At 74.3% G+C, this 16,591-nt stretch carries 14 protein-coding genes; 4 read left to right on the top strand and 10 right to left on the bottom strand.

What is annotated here, in order from left to right; genetic code table 11:
• Positions 1 to 20 precede the first annotated feature (20 nt).
• The 8 genes from OG286_RS29910 to OG286_RS29875 form a co-directional block, all read right to left on the bottom strand.
• Positions 21 to 3,275, bottom strand: a complete 3,255-nt coding sequence (locus OG286_RS29910) for an error-prone DNA polymerase (RefSeq protein ID WP_405359430.1) — start codon at positions 3,273 to 3,275, stop codon at positions 21 to 23.
• Positions 3,276 to 3,419: 144 nt separating this feature from the next.
• Positions 3,420 to 5,510: a hypothetical protein gene (locus OG286_RS29905; RefSeq protein ID WP_405359432.1), complete on the bottom strand. Its 2,091-nt coding sequence runs from the start codon at positions 5,508 to 5,510 to the stop codon at positions 3,420 to 3,422.
• Between the two features lies 1 nt (position 5,511).
• Positions 5,512 to 6,270 (bottom strand): hypothetical protein, encoded by a 759-nt coding sequence (locus OG286_RS29900; RefSeq protein ID WP_405359434.1) that lies wholly within the window; start codon positions 6,268 to 6,270, stop codon positions 5,512 to 5,514.
• A 197-nt stretch (positions 6,271 to 6,467) separates the two neighbouring features.
• On the bottom strand, positions 6,468 to 7,253 hold the full coding sequence (locus OG286_RS29895; protein WP_405359436.1) for a hypothetical protein: 786 nt from the start codon (positions 7,251 to 7,253) through the stop codon (positions 6,468 to 6,470).
• A 98-nt stretch (positions 7,254 to 7,351) separates the two neighbouring features.
• Positions 7,352 to 8,602, bottom strand: a complete 1,251-nt coding sequence (locus OG286_RS29890) for a hypothetical protein (protein ID WP_396319124.1) — start codon at positions 8,600 to 8,602, stop codon at positions 7,352 to 7,354.
• Positions 8,603 to 8,835: 233 nt separating this feature from the next.
• Positions 8,836 to 9,540, bottom strand: a complete 705-nt coding sequence (locus OG286_RS29885) for a formylglycine-generating enzyme family protein (protein WP_396319125.1) — start codon at positions 9,538 to 9,540, stop codon at positions 8,836 to 8,838.
• Positions 9,541 to 9,620: 80 nt separating this feature from the next.
• Complete coding sequence (locus OG286_RS29880) at positions 9,621 to 10,484, bottom strand: ABC transporter permease (protein WP_396319126.1); 864 nt, start codon at positions 10,482 to 10,484, stop codon at positions 9,621 to 9,623.
• Positions 10,481 to 11,401, bottom strand: coding sequence for an ABC transporter ATP-binding protein (locus OG286_RS29875; RefSeq protein WP_396319127.1), 921 nt, complete (start codon positions 11,399 to 11,401; stop codon positions 10,481 to 10,483). The genes OG286_RS29880 and OG286_RS29875 overlap by 4 nt, the downstream gene beginning before the upstream one ends.
• Positions 11,402 to 11,532: 131 nt before the next feature.
• Here OG286_RS29875 and OG286_RS29870 point away from each other — a divergent pair, with 131 nt between their 5' ends.
• From OG286_RS29870 to OG286_RS29855, 4 genes are all read left to right on the top strand, one after another.
• A complete protein-coding gene (locus tag OG286_RS29870; protein ID WP_396319128.1) occupies positions 11,533 to 12,846 on the top strand; it encodes a sensor histidine kinase in 1,314 nt (437 codons plus the stop codon).
• Complete coding sequence (locus tag OG286_RS29865) at positions 12,843 to 13,508, top strand: response regulator (protein ID WP_396319129.1); 666 nt, start codon at positions 12,843 to 12,845, stop codon at positions 13,506 to 13,508. The genes OG286_RS29870 and OG286_RS29865 overlap by 4 nt, the downstream gene beginning before the upstream one ends.
• Positions 13,509 to 13,711: 203 nt before the next feature.
• A complete protein-coding gene (locus tag OG286_RS29860) occupies positions 13,712 to 14,164 on the top strand; it encodes a DUF2199 domain-containing protein (RefSeq protein WP_396319634.1) in 453 nt (150 codons plus the stop codon).
• A 134-nt stretch (positions 14,165 to 14,298) separates the two neighbouring features.
• Positions 14,299 to 14,655, top strand: a complete 357-nt coding sequence (locus tag OG286_RS29855) for a hypothetical protein (protein WP_396319130.1) — start codon at positions 14,299 to 14,301, stop codon at positions 14,653 to 14,655.
• A gap of 27 nt (positions 14,656 to 14,682) precedes the next feature.
• Here the strand turns inward: OG286_RS29855 and OG286_RS29850 are convergent, their stop codons facing one another.
• Positions 14,683 to 16,029, bottom strand: coding sequence for an RNA polymerase sigma factor (locus OG286_RS29850; RefSeq protein ID WP_396319131.1), 1,347 nt, complete (start codon positions 16,027 to 16,029; stop codon positions 14,683 to 14,685).
• Positions 16,026 to 16,427: a YciI family protein gene (locus OG286_RS29845; RefSeq protein WP_396319132.1), complete on the bottom strand. Its 402-nt coding sequence runs from the start codon at positions 16,425 to 16,427 to the stop codon at positions 16,026 to 16,028. Before OG286_RS29845 ends, OG286_RS29850 begins: the two co-directional genes overlap by 4 nt.
• Positions 16,428 to 16,591: the final 164 nt, after the last annotated feature.

Genomic DNA, 16,591 nt, shown 5'->3' with positions numbered 1-16,591 from the left:
CCTTCCCCGGCAACCCGGCCTCAGATCCCCAGACGCAGCGGGCCGAGCCGGGTGGCGACCAGGTTGGTGGCGCCGCGGTCGCGTTCGATGTGGCCGTGGACCAGCAGGCCGGCGCGGTCGAGGGCGGTACGGCGCTGGGACTCCCAGACCGGGCGGCTGCAGATCACGTTGATCAGGCCGGTCTCGTCCTCCAGGCTGAGGAAGAGCACCCCGCCGGCCGTCGGCGGGCGCTGGCGGTGCGTCACCAGGCCGCCGACCACCACGGCGGTGCCGGGTGCCACGTCCGGGAGCTGGGCGGCGGTCAGTGCGCCGCCGCGTTCGAGGTGGGCGCGCAGGTGCTGGACGGGGTGGCTGGTGGCGGAGGTGCCGGTCGCCCAGAGGTCGGCGATGGTCTCCTCGACCGGGGTCATCTCCGGCAGCGACGGCGCCTCGGTGCCGGGGGTGGTGCCGGGGATCAGCCCCGCCGAGACACCGGCGAACGCCCCGGCGGCCCACAACGCCTGACGCCGTCCCAGCCCGAAGCAGCCGAACGCTCCCGCCGTGGCGAGCGCCTCCAGCACCGGCGCGGGCAGGCTCGTCCGGCGGGCGAAGTCCTCCAGGTCCGCGTACGGCTGTCCGGCCGCGATCGCCTCGGCCTGCGGGGCGCCGATGCCGCGGACGGTGTCCAGGCCGAGCCGGATGGCGGGCTGCGGCTTGCCCGCCGTGAGCGGCGGCTTGGGCGTCGGCCCCCGGTACGGTTCCAGGGTGGGCCGCGGCCCGCTGGCGTTGACGTCCACGCCGCGGACCCGCACGCCGTGCCGCCGGGCGTCCGCGATCAGGCTGAGCGGCGAGTAGAAGCCCATCGGCTGGTTGGCCAGCAGGGCACAGGTGAAGGCCGCGGGGTAGTGGTACTTGAGCCAGGCGCTCGCGTACACCAGGTAGGCGAAGCTGATCGCATGGCTCTCCGGGAAGCCGTAGTTGGAGAAGGCCTCGATCTTGGTGTAGACGTCCTCGGCGGTCTCCTCGGGGATGCCGCGCGCGGCCATGCCGCTCAGCAGCCGCTCACGCAGGCGGGCGACGCGTTCGTGCGAGCGCTTGGAACCCATCGCCTGGCGCAGCTGGTCGGCCTCGGCGGGGCTGAACCCGGCGCAGTCGATGGCCAGTTGCATCATCTGCTCCTGGAACAGCGGCACCCCGAGGGTCTTGCCGAGCGCGTTCTCCATCAGCGGGTGCGGGCAGCCGGCCGCTTCGAGCCCGGCGCGGCGCCGCAGGTACGGGTGGACGGACCCGCCCTGGATCGGCCCCGGGCGGATCAGCGCGACCTCGACCACCAGGTCGTAGAAGTGGTCCGGCTTGAGCCGCGGCAGGGTGGCCATCTGGGCGCGCGACTCGACCTGGAAGACGCCGACCGTGTCGGCCCGGCGCAGCATCGTGTAGACGCCCGCGTCGTCGTCCGGGACGGTGGCCAGGGTGTACCGCACGCCGTGGTGTTCGGCGATCAGGTCGCAGGTGTCGTGCAGTGCGGCGAGCATGCCGAGGCCGAGCAGGTCGATCTTGACCAGCCCGGCGCCGGCCGTGGAGTCCTTGTCCCACTGCAGCACGGACCGGCCCGGCATCCGGGCCCACTCGGTCGGGCAGATCTCGCCGATCGGCTCCTTGGTGAGCACCATGCCGCCCGAGTGGATGCCCAGGTGGCGGGGCAGGCCGTGGAGCTGTCCGGCCAGGGCGAGCACGTCCGCGGGGATGACGGCGTCCGCGCCGGGCGGCGAGCGGAAGTCGCTCTGCCGGCTGAACGCGTCCACCTGCCCCTGCGGGTAGCCGAGCACCCGGGCGGCGTCGCGCAGCGCCAGCCGCGGCCGGTAGGTGATCACGTTGGCGACCTGGGCGGCGTGCTCGCGCCCGTAGCGGCGGTAGACGTACTGGATGACCTCCTCGCGACGGCGGTTCTCGATGTCCAGGTCGATGTCGGGCGGCCCGTCGCGGGCGGTGGAGAGGAAGCGCTCGAAGAGGAGCCTGTAGTGGATCGGGTCGACGGCGGTGATCCCGAGCGCGTAGCAGACCGCCGAGTTGGCCGCCGAACCCCGACCCTGGCACCAGATGTCCTCGCGGCGGCAGAAGTCGACGATGTCGTGGACGATCAGGAAGTAGCCGGCCAGCCTCAGGTCCTCGATGACGTCCAGCTCCTTGGCGAGCTGCCGGCGGGCGGGCCCGTTGCCGGGGCCGAACCGGACCGGTCCGCCCCGGGCGACCAGCTCGCGCAGATGGCTGATCTCGGTGTGCCCGGGCGGGACGGGGAAGCCGGGCAGCTCCGGGTCGAGTCCGGTGAAGTCGAAGGCACAGGCGCGGGCCAGGTCGACGGTGGCCTCCCGGACCCCCGGGAAGCGGGCCAGCCGGGCCGCCATCTCCCGGCCCGAGCGCAGGTGCGCGGTGCCGGCCGCCTGCGTCCAGCCCGCCGCGTCCTGCAGGGTGCGGCGCTCGTGCAGGGCGGCGAGGCTCTGTGCCAGCCGGCCCTGGGCCGGGCCGGCGTGGTGGGCGTTGGTGGAGGCGACGGTGGGCAGGCCCAGCTTGGCGGCGAGCGCGGCCAGGGCGTCGTTGCGCAGGTCGTCGCCGGGCAGCCACTGGTCGATCAACTCGACGTACACGTTGTCGCGGCCGAACGCCTCGGTGAGGGTGTGCAGCCGGTGCTCGGCGTCCCGGCCGGCGGCGAGTGCGGCGGGGACCCTGCCCAGGCGGCAGCCGGTGAGTACCGCCCAGTGGCCGCCGTGCGCGTCGGCCAGCGCCGCGGCGTCGTACGCCGGGCGGCCCTTGGCCCCGCCCGCCAGCTGGGCGGCGCTGATTGCCGCGGAGAGACGGCGGTAGCCGGCCGGGTCGCGGGCCAGGACGAGCAGGTGCTCGGCCTGGCCGTCCCGGCGCAGGGTCAGCTCGGCGCCGAACACCGTGCCGACGCCCGCCTCCCGGGCCGCCTCGGCGAACCGCACCGCGCCGTAGAGGCCGTCGTGGTCGGTGAGCGCGAGCACCTCGACACCCAGCCGGGCGGCCTCGGCGACCAGTTCCTCGGGGTCGCTGGCGCCGTCGAGGAAGCTGAAGGCGGAGTGCACGTGCAGCTCGGCCCAGGCCGGGGCGGTCGGGCCGGTCCGGGCCGTCGGGCCGGCCGCCTCGGCGGGTTGTGCGGGGAGGCGGGCCCCGGCGCGGCGGCGCAGCGGGACGACCGCGCCACCCTCCGGGCCCGGGCTGCCGCCGGCCAGGCGTCGGTGCAGTTCGCTCCAGGGAAGCGTGGGATGGCTGGTGAATCCCATCGGGGGTCGTTGCCTTCGGTCGTGCCTGTTCGGTTTCTCCCCCCACTGGCCGGTCGGTTCCTCCCCGGTGGCCGGCCGGTTCTCTCCCCCGGCAGGCCGCCCCCGGTGGCCGGCCCGTTCCGTTCCCCCCGGTGGCCGGCCGGGTCAGTCGTAGCCGGCTTCCATGAACCACTCACCGCCCTCCACCGTGAGCAGCAGCGCCCGGCCGTCCGCCAGCGTGACCTGGAAGCGCGCCCGGCGGCGGGCCAGCGCCTGGTCCCACCAGTACTCGACCGCCGGCCAGGGGCCGGTCCAGCCGTCCACCACCAGCTCCCGCCCCCGCACCGCCACCCGGGCCGGCCGGGCCGACACCCCCGCCCGGCCGTCCACCGCCACCGACCGCCCCTCCGCGTCCAGCACCACGACCGGCACCGGGGTGCGGTGCACCACGGCCGGCCAGACGTCCCGCAGCCGGCCCGGCCACGGCGCGTCGGCCGGCGCCGCCGGGTCGTACGGCTCGCCCCAGGGCACCCGGACCGCCTGCTCGCCCGGCCCCCGCCCGCCCGCCGGCTCGATCCGGCGCAGCCCGGCATGCCCGAGCACCGCCTGCACCCGGGCCACCGCGCGCTCCACCCGGTCGTCCGCGACCGCCTGCCCCCAGAGCGCCAGCTGGCGGCCCTGGTCGGGGGAGAGATCGTCGGGGACGAGGCGCAGGGCGGTGAAGCCCGCGTCGTGGTCCGTGTCGAAGTCCGTGCCGTGGTGCGGGTCGTGGTGTGCGTTGTGGTCCGCGTCGTGGTGTGCCTCCGGTCTGCCAGGCACCGCGAAGGTGCCCGTGCCCTGCCAGGCCTGGAGCTGCCAGCGGACGCGCTCGGCCAGCGCCGTCGCCGACAGCCGGCCCTCGTGCCGCCAGAGCCGCGAGACGGTCCGCCCGTCGGCGCAGGACACCTCGACCGCAACCCGCTGGCAGGTCAGCCCAGCCCCGGCGAGCCGCTGGTGCAGCCGCTCGGCGAGCGTGCGGGCGACGAACACCAGCGGCTCGGCGAGCGGCTCCGGCGGGTCGAAGCGCTGCTCGACGGAGAGGTCCGGCCCCTCCGTACGCGGCACCAGCGGGCGCGGCTGCAGGCCCCGGGCCAGCCGGTGCGCGGTCGTGCCGGCCGGGCCGAACCGGTCCGCGACCGACTCGGCGGGCAGCGCGGCGAACGCACCGACGGTGGGCAGGCCGAGCCGGTCCAGCAGTTCCGCCAACGCCTCGTCGCCGAGCGCGGCCACCGGGTAGGGCGCGAGGAACTCCGCCGTCCGTCCGGCCGGCACCAGTACCCCGGCCCGGGCCGCCAGCACGGCGGCGAACAGGCCGTCGGCGACACCGACCTGGCCGTGGAGGACGGGCCGGCCGTCGGGGACGGGCCGGGCGTCGGGGGCTGCGGGGGCTGCCGCGGTGGCTTCGGCGGGGCGGGCCGGCGGCGGGTACGCGGCCGGGTGGGCGAACCCGCCCCGCGCGCCGTCCCGGGCCGCCGGGGCGGCGGCGAACAGCTCGTCCACGGCCGCCGCCCGGCGCCGGGCACCGGCCCGGTCGGCGTCCGCCGGGTGCGCCTCGGTACGGCCGGGGCCGGGGGCCGGGTGGGCGCGCACGGTGGGGTCGGCGTCGACGGGGTGGTCCTGCACCTCCGACCCGCTGCCCCCGACCCCGACTCCGAGCCTGTCCCTGTTCTCGTCCCTGTCCCGGTTCTCGTCCCTGTTTCCGTCCCTGTTTCCGTCCCTGCTTCCGTCCCCGTCCTCGTCCTCGTCCACGGGCCGGGCCAGGGCAGCCCTCACCGCGCCCTGCACCTTGGCCGCCAACGCCTCCTCTCCGCCGAAGTAGCGGCTCGGACCCTTCACCGGGATCGCGCACAGGCCGGGGCGCAGCACCTCCACCCGGGGCGTGAACGCCTCCACCGCCGCGACCACCGGTTCGAACCGCCGGGTCTCCGCCTCCGGGTCGCGGTCGCGCAGCTCCAGCGCCGGGCAGAGCCGCTGGGCCAGCTTGAGCCGCTGCCCCTGCCGCACCCCGGCCGCCCGGGCCGTCTCCGAGCACGCCAGGATCCGCCCGCCGGCGACCACCGCCACCGGGGCGTCGCCGCCGTCCTCACCGCCGTCCGCGGGCCCCATGACGGCCGCCACCGGCCAGTCCGGGCACCAGACCACCAGCACCCGCGGTGTCCCGGCCGTCCCGGCGGCTCCGGTCGCCCCGGTCAGCCCAGTCGCTCCGGTGTCGGTCATCTCACACCACCGCCATACGTTCGAGGCCCGCCCCGGCCCCCGACGTCACGTCCTCCCCCGCCCCGACCACCTCGGCGGCCTCCGCCACCGCCCGCACCTCGCCGTGCTCGTCCGGCAGCCAGAGCCGGGCGGTACGCCCGCGCGCCGCCGAACCGCGCCCCTCGGCCACGACCTCCACCTGCCGCCCGGTGAGCTGCCCGTGCCCGTCACCCAGCCCGAACCACCGTCCGGACCGCACCCCCAGCCGAAGCCCCGCCCCCGGCCACGGTCCGGCCACCAGCAGCACGCACCCGCTGCGCCGCAGCACGGCCGCCAGCCGGGCGGCCGGCTTCGGCGCCACCGGCCCCTCCGGGCGCAGCATGATCAGCTCGACCGCCCCGGCCAGCACCGACACCACCTCGGCCCAGTGCGGGCCGGGGTCGTCCGCCACCAGCAGCCGCCTCAGGTCCAGCCCGTACCCGGCGGCCGCGGCCAGCCCCAGGTCCGGCAGCCCGACCGCCGCCGCCCACCCGCCGTCCGACTCCCGCACCCCGGCGGCCAGCGCCAGCAGCAGCCCGAGGTCCCCGCCGCCGACCGACACCACCGTCCCCCGCCGCAGCCCGTCCTCCGGCAGCACCGCCCCCAACGCCGGCAGCACCGGCAGCAGCCCTCGCCGCCCGGCCCCCGCCCCGGCACCGTCCACGAGCGCAGCCGCCGACACCACCGGGCGGAGCGGCTGCCGCTCGGCGGTGGATTCGAAAGCAGGTTCGAAAACGGGCACACCTCAGGATCGAACATTCGTTCGCAAAGATTCAAGTCCGATTCCCCCACCCCCGTGGTCACCCTCCGTGCTGCGCCGGGGCATGGCGATGCCGCGCGGGCACGCCGCCGCCGAGAGCGCCCTGCGCTCGAATCATTCGGCGGCCGGGCGGCAGACCCCGGCCCCGGACCGTCCGAGCCGCCGTGCGGGCGTGGCGGTCACTGGAAGATCGCGATGGGGTGGACCTCCAGCACGCCTTCGTCGGCGTTCCAGTCCTCGACCATACCGAGGCAGTGCCCGAAGAACGCGCGACGGCGTGACTCGGCCTCGCTCAGCCCCGCGGTGACGCAGGTGACGCGGACGGCCGCCGCCTGTGAGGGGTCCTCGGGGTTGCCGTAGGCGGCCAGGAAGACGGTGGCACCTTCCGGGGTGTCCGGCGTCCGGTCCACCGTGCGGAACCGCCCCCGCAACAGGACGTAGTCCTCGACGTCGCGCAGCCTGGCCCGTGGGGCCCGGGGTGCGGAGTGACCGCCTGCGGCCAGCGATCTGGCGAGCGCGCCGTTGTCCCGGACGGTGAGGGCGGTGAGGTTGGCGTGGACGATCCCGTCGACCCGCTCCATAGCCTTGACCAGGACGCCGATCACATCGATCGGCGCATGGGTCTGGACGTACCTGCTGATCCGCTCCTCCGCCTTCTCCCTGCTGCCGGAGAACGCGCCGGTCGGCGGCAGGGAGATGTCGGCAGTGAGCCCTCGCGTCTTCCTGGTCGTCCGCTCGACCTCCTGGGTAAGGGCCTCTGTGTACCGGCCCATCCGATAGAGGTCCATGATCGCCCGGTCATCCAGGTAGACGCAGATCCTGGCGGTGACGTCCAGGCCGGCGGGCCGTCTACTGCGGCGCACCTCCCACCAGCCGAGGAGCAGCAGGGCGAGCAGGCTCGCCACGGCCGCCAGCCAGACGGCGAACCAGCCCCACCAGACGCTCCACCACATCGCAGTGAACACAGCCGTGCATCTCCTTCAGGGTGTCGAGGAGGGAGCCGGTGCCGGCACGCCCTGCCGGGCACCGGGCACCGGGCGCTGAGGGCCTGGCACCGGGCGGCTCACGGCGCCCCCTGGGCGGGGGAAGCCCCTTCACCGGAGGGCGTGTCGTCGCGAGGCCGGCAGCCGCCGACGGCGTCGATCATCTGCTCCAGCACGTCGAGCGTCGGCATCTTGGTCGCGGTGTCGTCCCCGGTGCGGACCGGGGCCGGAATGTCGTGCTCGCCGAGGAAGTCCGCCAGCCGGTCGCCTCCCGGCTGGCTGTCCAGGGTGCGGAAGCCCAGCTCGGTCGCCCTCCTGAGCAGCCGGGGGTCGTGGGTGATCAGGTCACCGAGCCGGTCGGCTCCGGGATTGAGGGCGATGAACTGGGGCTGGGTCAGGAACTGTTCCTTCGGATAGAGCAGGACCCGCTCGGCGTCGAGCTTCTTGGTCCGGGCCTGGAAACGGGCCTGGTAAGCGAGGAACTGGTGCTCGTAGACCACCACGACGGGGGCGATGCCCCTGCCCTCCGGGACGCTGTAGGGCTGGAACAGATCACCCCCGGGCATGCCTTGGGCGAACAGCAGCGGCTTGATCCTGGCCGCCAGGTCCTCGACGTCCTTCTTCGCGGGAGGCTTGCCGTCACCCTTCTCCGTGAAGGCGACCAGCGCCAGGAAGGTGCCCGCCGAATTCGACTCGCAGATGTCCGAGGACTGGGCCGCCACGACGTTGCCGTTGGTGATGCCGTAGTTCTGGATGCCGAGGGCGTTCCACGTTTGCTTGGCGTTGCCCAGCCGCAGGAAGTCGGCCAACGCGAGGCTGTAGTACAACGGCGGTTCCTGGCCGCCGATCCGTTCGGCGACCTTGCTGTCCACGAGCGTCTTCGCGTACTCCCGGTAGGTCGCGAGCACGATCGGGCTGACGAACGGGCGGTAGACGCGGGCGTACTGCCCGGCCGCGCCCCGCCGGTCGATCACCACCTCGGCCGACGGCTGGCCGGATGGGAAGACGAAGTCATAGGGATCGAGGTTGCCGTACGCCACCTCGCGCGAGCCTGCGATGCTCACATGCACCCGGATCCGGTGGCTCAGGAGGATCCGCTGGACCTCCTCGTCCGCGAAGAACTCGCCCTTGGAGGCCAGCCTCCCCTCCAGGGTGACCACCGGCTCGAACGGCAGCAGGAGGTTCCCGTTCGTGGCCAGGGTCACCGTACAGGTCAGGAACAGCGACAGCAGGGTCGCGAGGACGACAACGAACCGGCGTCGCGATCTCAAGAACGAGGGCCGGCGCTCGATCGCCAGCCTCGGCTCCTCAACAGTCTCCTTCTCGGGCACATCTGACAGCGTGTCAGGCCTGCCCGACGGACGGGTGGATGATACGAGAAATTCTCCCCCCGGCCCACCGGACGTCACCGTGCGACCCGACCGGCCTGCGGTGGCTGGGGCGGTACATGACGGTCAATCAGGACTGTGCCCGGCCGCTGCCGCAGCCGGACCCCGCCCGGGCCCACATGAGCCGGTGTGAGCCCGTGTGAACCCGCCTGGGCCCGCCCAGCGGTTGGGGCGGCTCAGCCCGTCAGGGAGCGGGCCACCCGGAAGCCGACGTCGTCGACCCGGAAGGTCGGGTGGCTGCGACGGCGGGCGGAGGCCCGGCAGCTCCAGTGCTCGTCGAACCAGCCGCCGCCGCGCAGGACCCGGTAGGTGCCGTAGACCTCGGCGTCGTAGACGTCCCAGCACCAGTTCCAGACGTTGCCGAGCATGTCGTGGAAGCCCCAGGGGTTGGGCTGCTTGCCGCCCACCTCGTGGATCCGCTCGTCCGAGTTGCCGCGGTACCAGGCGATCTCGTCCAGCGGGCCGTAGTGGGGTCCGGTGATGCCGGCGCGGCAGGCGTGCTCCCACTCGGCCTCGGTCGGCAGCCGGTACCCGTCGGCGGCCCGGTCCCAGTCGATGCCCTCGCCGTTCTCGCCGCCCTCGCCGCCCTCGCCGTCGGCGGGGAGGAGACGGTAGGCGGGGGTGAGTCCGTCGCGCCGGGACAGGGCGTTGCAGAAGCGGACCGCGTCCCACCAGGAGACGCCCTCCACGGGCAGCCGGTCGCCCCGGGACGCGCTCGGCCGGTCACCGGTCACCGCCGCGTACAGCGTCTGGGTGACCGGAACCGCAGCGAGCCGGTAGGAGGCGACCTCCACCGGCCAACTGCGCTGCGTCCGACGGTCGGACAGCGTCACCCGCCCCGCCGGGACGGTGATCATCGGGTCTTCCGCGTTGGTGTCCATAGGCAGGCGATCCTAGGACACCCGCACCCACCCCGGGCCCGCCGGACCCGACGACTCCCCGACGGCTCCCCGACGCCTCGTCAGACGTCGCGGCGGCGGACCACCGGCAGGGCCAGGGCGAGCGCCACCAGCGGCCAGAGTGCGAGCACCGTCCACGAGCCGGAGACAGTGGCGTAGCCGAAGCCGCTGCCGGGCGGCGGTGACCAGTGCTGCACCAGCCGCTTCCAAGCGGAGGACACCATCAGGTGGTTGACGTCGGCGGACCAGCGGATGGAGGTCGAGAAGAACACCGGCAGCATCAGCAGCACGAAGCCGGTGGTGGCCGTCGCCGCCGCGCCATGGCGGACCAGGACGCCGATGCCCAGCCCGATCAGCGCACAGACCGGGGCCACCAGCGCGGACACCACCACGGCCCGCAGCACCCCGGGGTGACCGAACGCGACATCGGTGTGGCGACCACTCAGAATCGCCTGGGAGACGGCGAACGAGCCGATCGAGATCACCGTGCCGACCACGCCCCAGACCGCGATGAGCACCGCCCCCTTGGCCAGCACCACCGAGCCGCGGGCCGGCACCGCCACCGTGGTGGCGCGGATCAGTCCGCTGCCGTACTCGGCGACGACGGTGAGCGCACCGACGGTACCGGCCAGCAGCATCAGAGTCAGGTAGCCCGGCACCGGATAGGCGTCGAACACCAGGAACCCCTCGTTGGGGCGTACCGCCATGTCCGTCCCGCCGAGGTCGGCAGACTCCGCGATCGACGCCGCCGCGGAGGAACCGACCACGAAGAGCGTGGCGAAGGCGAGCAGCCAAGGGGTGGAGCGCAGCGAGCGCAGCTTGATCCACTCCGCGGCGACCAGGTCACCGAAGCGGGCGGGTGGTGCGGCCGCCCGCCCGCCGGGAACGGCGGGGGCGACGGGAACGGCGGAGGTGCGTGCGGTCATCGGGTCCGTCCTGCCTGGTACTCGACGTGGTCGGCGGTCAGTTCCATGAACGCCTCCTCCAAGGAGGCGCTGTGGGTGGTCAGTTCGCTCAGCTCGATCCTGCGCTCGAAGGCGAGCGCGCCGATCCGTTCGGCGGGCAGCCCGGTCACGACGAGCCGCTCGGCCCCGGCCGAACCCTCCGGCTCGACCGTCGCGCCGGCCGCCGTCAGCAGCTCGGTCAGCTCGGCGGCCTGCGGCGTGCCGACCACGACGGTCCGCCGGGTGCTGCGGGCCGCGAAGTCGCGCACCGACTCGGCGGCGATCAGCCGACCCTGGCCGATGACGACGAGTCGGTCGGCGGTCTGCTCCATCTCCGACATCAGGTGGCTGGAGAGGAAGACCGTGCGGCCCTCCGCCGCCAGCCGGCGGAACAGGTGGCGCACCCAGAGCACACCCTCCGGATCCATGCCGTTGATCGGCTCGTCGAACATCAGCACGGGCGGATCGCCGAGCAGCGCGGCGGCGATACCGAGCCGCTGCTTCATGCCGAGCGAGAACCCGCCGATCCGGCGGCGCGCGGCCTCGGCGAGGCCCACCTCCTCCAGTACCTCGGCCACCCTGCGCGCCGGGAGGCCGTTGCTGCGGGCCAGCGCCGACAGGTGGGCGGTGGCGGTCCGACCGCCGTGGACGTGGCCCGCATCGAGCAGGGCGCCGGCGTGCCGCAGGCCCCGGTTGTGGCTGCGGAACGGGACGCCGCCGACCGTGGCGGTGCCGGAGGTGGGCGCGTCCAGGCCGAGGACCAGCCGCAGTGTGGTGGTCTTGCCCGCGCCGTTGGGTCCGAGGAATCCGGTGACCTGCCCGGGCCGGACGGTGAACGACAGCTGGTCGACGGCGGTCCTGCCGCCGTAGGTCTTGGTGAGTTCGTTGACTTCGATCACGGCACAGACTCTTCCGGGCGGGCCCCGCACCCGGCATCGGGCCGGGGGCGGCAATCGCCCGGGCCGGTCCGCCCAGGGGCGTACGCCCGTGGGCCAATGTCCGCCGGACGGCCGACGGCTAGTCTCGCGGCATGAGGAGCGGGACAGGCAGGACGGGCGGGACGGGCGAGGCGCACGGGACAGGCGGGCTGGGCGAGGCGCACGGGGCGAGTGGGGAGAGCTGGGCGGTTGCGGCGGCCGGGGCGGTGCAGGGACGGCTTGCGGCCTGGGTCGGCGCGGTGCTCTACCCCTTCGTGGTGTTGCTGCTGCTGACCGGCTCGCCGCGAGCCGAAGCCGGCCTGCACGCCGGCGGAGGACTGCTCGCCGGCGGCCTGCTCCTCGGGCTGCTGCGCCGCCGCCCGCTGCCGACCCTGGCGCTGGCCCTGTTCGGCGCGCTCAGCGTCGTGGAGTCGGGTCACGGCCAGGGCTCGATCCGGTTCGTGCCGTTCCTGACGGTGGACCTCGTGCTGGGCTTCGTGGTCGCCACCCGGTCGCGGCGCGCCTCGATCGCCGCCGTCGCGGTGTCGTTCCTGTTGCAGTTCTTCGCCGTCGGCCTGTTCACGCACGCGGACAACATGGTGGGCGTCGGCCTGGTCGCCCTCCTGGTGCTGGTCATCTGCTGCATGGCCGGCCTGCTGCTCCGTGAACGGCGCGAACACGCCGTGGCCCTGCGCTCGCAGGAGGTGGCCGAGGCGGTGACCGCCGAGCGGCTGCGGATCGCCCGCGAGTTGCACGACATGGTCGCCCACAGCATCGGCATCATCGCCATCCAGGCCGGCGTCGGCAGCCGGGTCATCGAGACACAGCCGGCGGAGGCCCGCGAGGCTCTGCGGGCGATCGAGTCCACCAGCCGGGAAACCCTGGCGGGCCTTCGGCGCACACTGGTGGCGCTCCGTCAGGCCGACCCGGACACCGGCTCGGCGTCCGCACCCCTCGCTCCGACACCGGGGCTCGCGGACGTCGAGCAGCTGGTGGCGGCGACCGCGGACGCGGGGGTCCGGGTCGAGGTGCAGTGGGCCGGCGAGCGGCGGCGACTGCCGGCCGACCTCGACCTGTCCGCCTACCGTATCGTTCAGGAGGCGGTGACGAACGTGGCCCGCCACGCGGACACCGGGCACTGCCGGGTGGTCATCGACTACGGGGCGGAGGAGTTGTCCGTGGAGGTGCTCGACGACGGGCGGGGGATGCCGAGCACGGTGGGATCCGGTTTCGGAATCACCGGTATGCGGGAGCGCGTCAACCTGTTGCACGGCCGGTTCAGCGCCGGCCCGCGTCCGGAGGGCGGCTTCCGGGTGGCGGCCAGCCTGCCGCTGCCCGCCTCGCAGCCGGCCGCACTGCGGGCCTCACAGCCGGCAGCGCAGCGGGCCTCCCAGCGGGCCGCAACCGGGCGGGAGGGCGTCCGATGAGCATCCGCGTCGTCCTCGTCGACGACCAGCCACTGGTCCGCTCCGGCCTGCGCGTGATCATGGCCGACCACCCCGACCTGGACGTCGTCGGCGAGGCCGGATCGGGCACCGAGGCGGTCCGGCTGGCCCGGGAGGTCAGCCCCGACGTGGTCGTGATGGACATCCGGATGCCCGGCATGGACGGCATCGAGGCCACCCGCCTGATCACCGCCGCCTCCGGCAGCACCCGCGTCCTGGTCCTGACCACCTTCGACGAGGACGAACACGTCTACGGCGCGCTCCGGGCCGGCGCCAGCGGGTTCGCGGTCAAGGACATGGCGGTCGACGACATCCTGGCGGCCATCCGCGTGGTCGCCGCCGGGGACGCCCTGATCGCCCCGGGTGTCACCCGGCGCCTGATCGCCGACTTCCTCGACCGCCCCGGGCCGGTGAGCGACCCCGCGCCCGCCCGGGCGATCGAGGGCATCACCGAACGCGAGCGGGAGGTCCTCACCCTGGTCGGCCGCGGCCGCTCGAACGCCGAGATCGCCGAGGAGCTGTTCATCTCGGTCGCCACCGCCAAGTCCCACGTGGCCCGGCTGCTCAGCAAACTGGGCGCCCGCGACCGGGTCCAGCTGGTGATCACCGCGTACGAGACGGGGCTGGCCCACCCGACCCGGTGACCGGGCGGCCGGGTGACCGGGTGACCGCGGGAACCGGGCGGCCTCGGGAACCGGGTGACCGCGGGAACCGGGCGGCCTCGGAAGCTTCGGCCGGTAGCACCCCAGGTCAGAGCGGTGCAGCCGCCGGTCGTAGGCTCCCGCCCATGGCTGATGTCCCCGGTTACACCTGTTCCTGCTGCGGCGAGTACCACGCGGAGCTGCCCATGGGCTACTCCGCCACGGCGCCCGACGTCTGGAAGGAGAAGTACGGGAAGCGGCGCGACAGCATGCTCTCCGAGGACCAGTGCGTCGTCAAAGGACGGCACTTCTTCGTCAAGGGCATGATCGAGATACCGGTGATCGGTACCCCCGACATCTTCTCGTGGGGCGTCTGGGTCTCCCTCAGCGAGCCCCACTTCACCCGCACGATCGACCTGTGGACCACCCCTGGCCGGGAGAGCGAGCCGCCCTGCTTCGGCTGGCTGACCACCGACCTCGCCCTCTACCCCGTCGGCACCCTCAACCTCAAGACCAACGTCCACACCCGCCCCGTCGGCGAACGACCCGCCGTCGAGCTGGAGCCCACCGACCACCCGCTCGCCGTCGAACAGCGCACCGGCATCACCCCGGAGCGGGTCCGCGAGATCGCCGAAGCCGTCCTCCACCCGGGAGCATGAGCGGCGCGTCACGAAACGGTTCGCGCCGGGACGGACGCGACGGGAGAATCACCTGACGCGGAGGTGCGATGACCGGGCAGACGGTGGAGATGGCGGGGCGCTGTGGCACCTGTGGGGGCGTCAGCGTGCGTCAGGTGAACCAGTTTCTCCGGGGGCGGGAGCTCTGGTGGGACGCCGAGGGCTCCTGCGCGGGCTGCGGCAGCGCCTGGTGCGAGCACGCCGGGCCGGAGCCGGCTCCGGAATCCGTGCGGGTGGCCCTGCTCGCCGCGCACGGAGCGGCCCGGCTGCGGCCGACCGGGCCGATATCCGGTTCGGTGGCGGCACTCAAGGTCTTCCGGGAGGGTGCGGCCGTCTCGCTGACACACGCCCGGACGCTGGTCTCCGAGCTTCAACGCACCGGCCTGACAGGGACGTTGGCGGAGATGGAGTACTGGCGAGTGCGACTCCACGAGGCCGGAGTCCCGGTGGCCGTCGAGGACGCCACGGGCTGAGCCCGGCCCACCCCGGCCCACCTGTCGTCATGCTCGACGGGCTCCCCCGCCCCCGGCCGGCCCCGGCTCCTGATCGCCGTCGGCGGAAACGGGCCCGGCAGCTGGGACGGAAGCCGGGGCGGCAGCCGGGGCACCCGCCGCCAGCCGGGCGGCGCGCAGGCTGAGGTGGTGGCGTTCGGGCAGGCTGGCGGTCCGGCGCGCGGCGGTCCGGTAGTCGGCGACGGCGGCGTCCCGCTCCCCCGCCAGCTCGTGCAGGTGGGCACGGACCGCGTACAGCCCGTGGTGCTCGGCGAGGCCGGCCGGTGCGTCGGCGAGGAGGGCGAGCCCGGCGGCCGGGCTGTCGACCATGGCGGTGGCCACCGCGCGGTTCAGGGTGATCAGCGGATTGTCGGAGATCCGGCCCAGGACCCCGTAGAGGGCGAGGATCTGCGGCCAGTCGGTCTCCTCGGCGGTCGGGGCCTCGTCGTGGACGGCCGCGATCGCCGCCTGCACCTGGTACGGCCCGACCGGCCCGCGCGGCAGGGCGGCCGTGATCAGCGCGACGCCCTCGGCGATCGCCGCGGCGTCCCAGCGGGTGCGGTCCTGCTCGGCGAGCGGGACCAGCTCGCCGTCCGGGCCGGTGCGGGCCGGTCCGCGGGCGTCGTTGAGCAGCATCAGCGCCAGCAGCCCGGTCACCTCGCCGTCCTCCGGGAGGAGCGCATGGACGGCCCGGGTGAGGCGGATCGCCTCGCGGGCGAGTTCGACGCGTTGCAGGTCGGGCCCGGCACTGCTGGCGTAGCCCTCGTTGAAGATCAGGTAGAGCACGTGCAGCACCGCGTCCAGGCGGGCCGGCCACTCGGCGGCGTCGGGCATCCGGAACGGCACGCCGGAGGACTTGATCCGCTGCTTGGCCCGGCTGATCCGCTGGCCCATCGTCGCCTCGGGGACCAGGAACGCGCGGGCGATCTCGCCGGTGGTCAGGCCGCCGACCGACCGCAGGGTGAGCGCGATCGCCGAGGCGGGCGAGAGGGCGGGGTGGCAGCAGAGGAAGAGGAGGGTGAGGGTGTCGTCGTGGGCGGCCTCGTCCTCGGTGTCCGCGGGCGGCGCGGTGAGCCGGTCGGCCGGCTGCTGCCCGGCCACCAGGTCCTCGCGCCGTCGGCGGGCCTGCTCGCTGCGGACCTGCTCGGTCATCCGGCGGTTGGCGACCTGGACCAGCCACCCGCGCGGGTTGCGCGGCAGCCCCTCGCCGGGCCACTGGGTGGCGGCGTCCAGCAGGGCCTCCTGGACGGCGTCCTCGGCGGTGGCGAAGTCCCCGTAGCGGCGGGTGAGCACGCCGACGACCTGCGGCGCGAGGGTGCGCAGCAGGTCGTCGATGCTCCCGGAGGGAGCGGTCACAGCTCGGTGGGCGGCGCCGACATCACCTGGCGCACCTCGATCGGCATGTTCAGCGGCTCCCCGCCGGGGCCGGGCGCCGCGGAGACGGCCGCCGCGATCTCGACCGCCCGCTCCTCGCCGTCGCAGTCCACGATCCACCAGCCGGCCACCCACTCCTTGGTCTCCGGGAACGGCCCCTCGGTGACCACCGGCGCGCCGCCGCTGTGCGAGCGCACGATCCGGGCGGTCTCCGGCATGGCCAGCCCCTGGGCGTCGACCAGTTCCCCGGCCCCGGCGAGCCGGGTGTTGGTGTCCTTCATGAACCGGATGTGCGCCTGGATCTCCTCGGGCTTCCACTCGTCGATCTTCGGGAAGTCGGCGTTCTTCTCGCTGAACTGCATCAGCAGCATGTACTTCATGGTCCTGCTCCTCGTTCGTCGTGTCCGCCCCGGGGTGGGGGCTCTCACGGGTAGGTAGAAGCACGCCCGGCGTTTTCGACATCCTCGGCGGGAATCTGCGAGAAAAGTTAGCGGGAGCCACCGACGGCGGCGGCGTAGCGACACCCGGCGGCCCGGCGGCTCCC

Source organism: Kitasatospora sp. NBC_00039, assembly GCF_045160625.1.
Classification (GTDB): Bacteria; Actinomycetota; Actinomycetes; order Streptomycetales; family Streptomycetaceae; genus Kitasatospora.
Note: the sequence above shows the minus strand (reverse complement) of the source record. Positions and strands in the feature narration are given on the sequence as shown.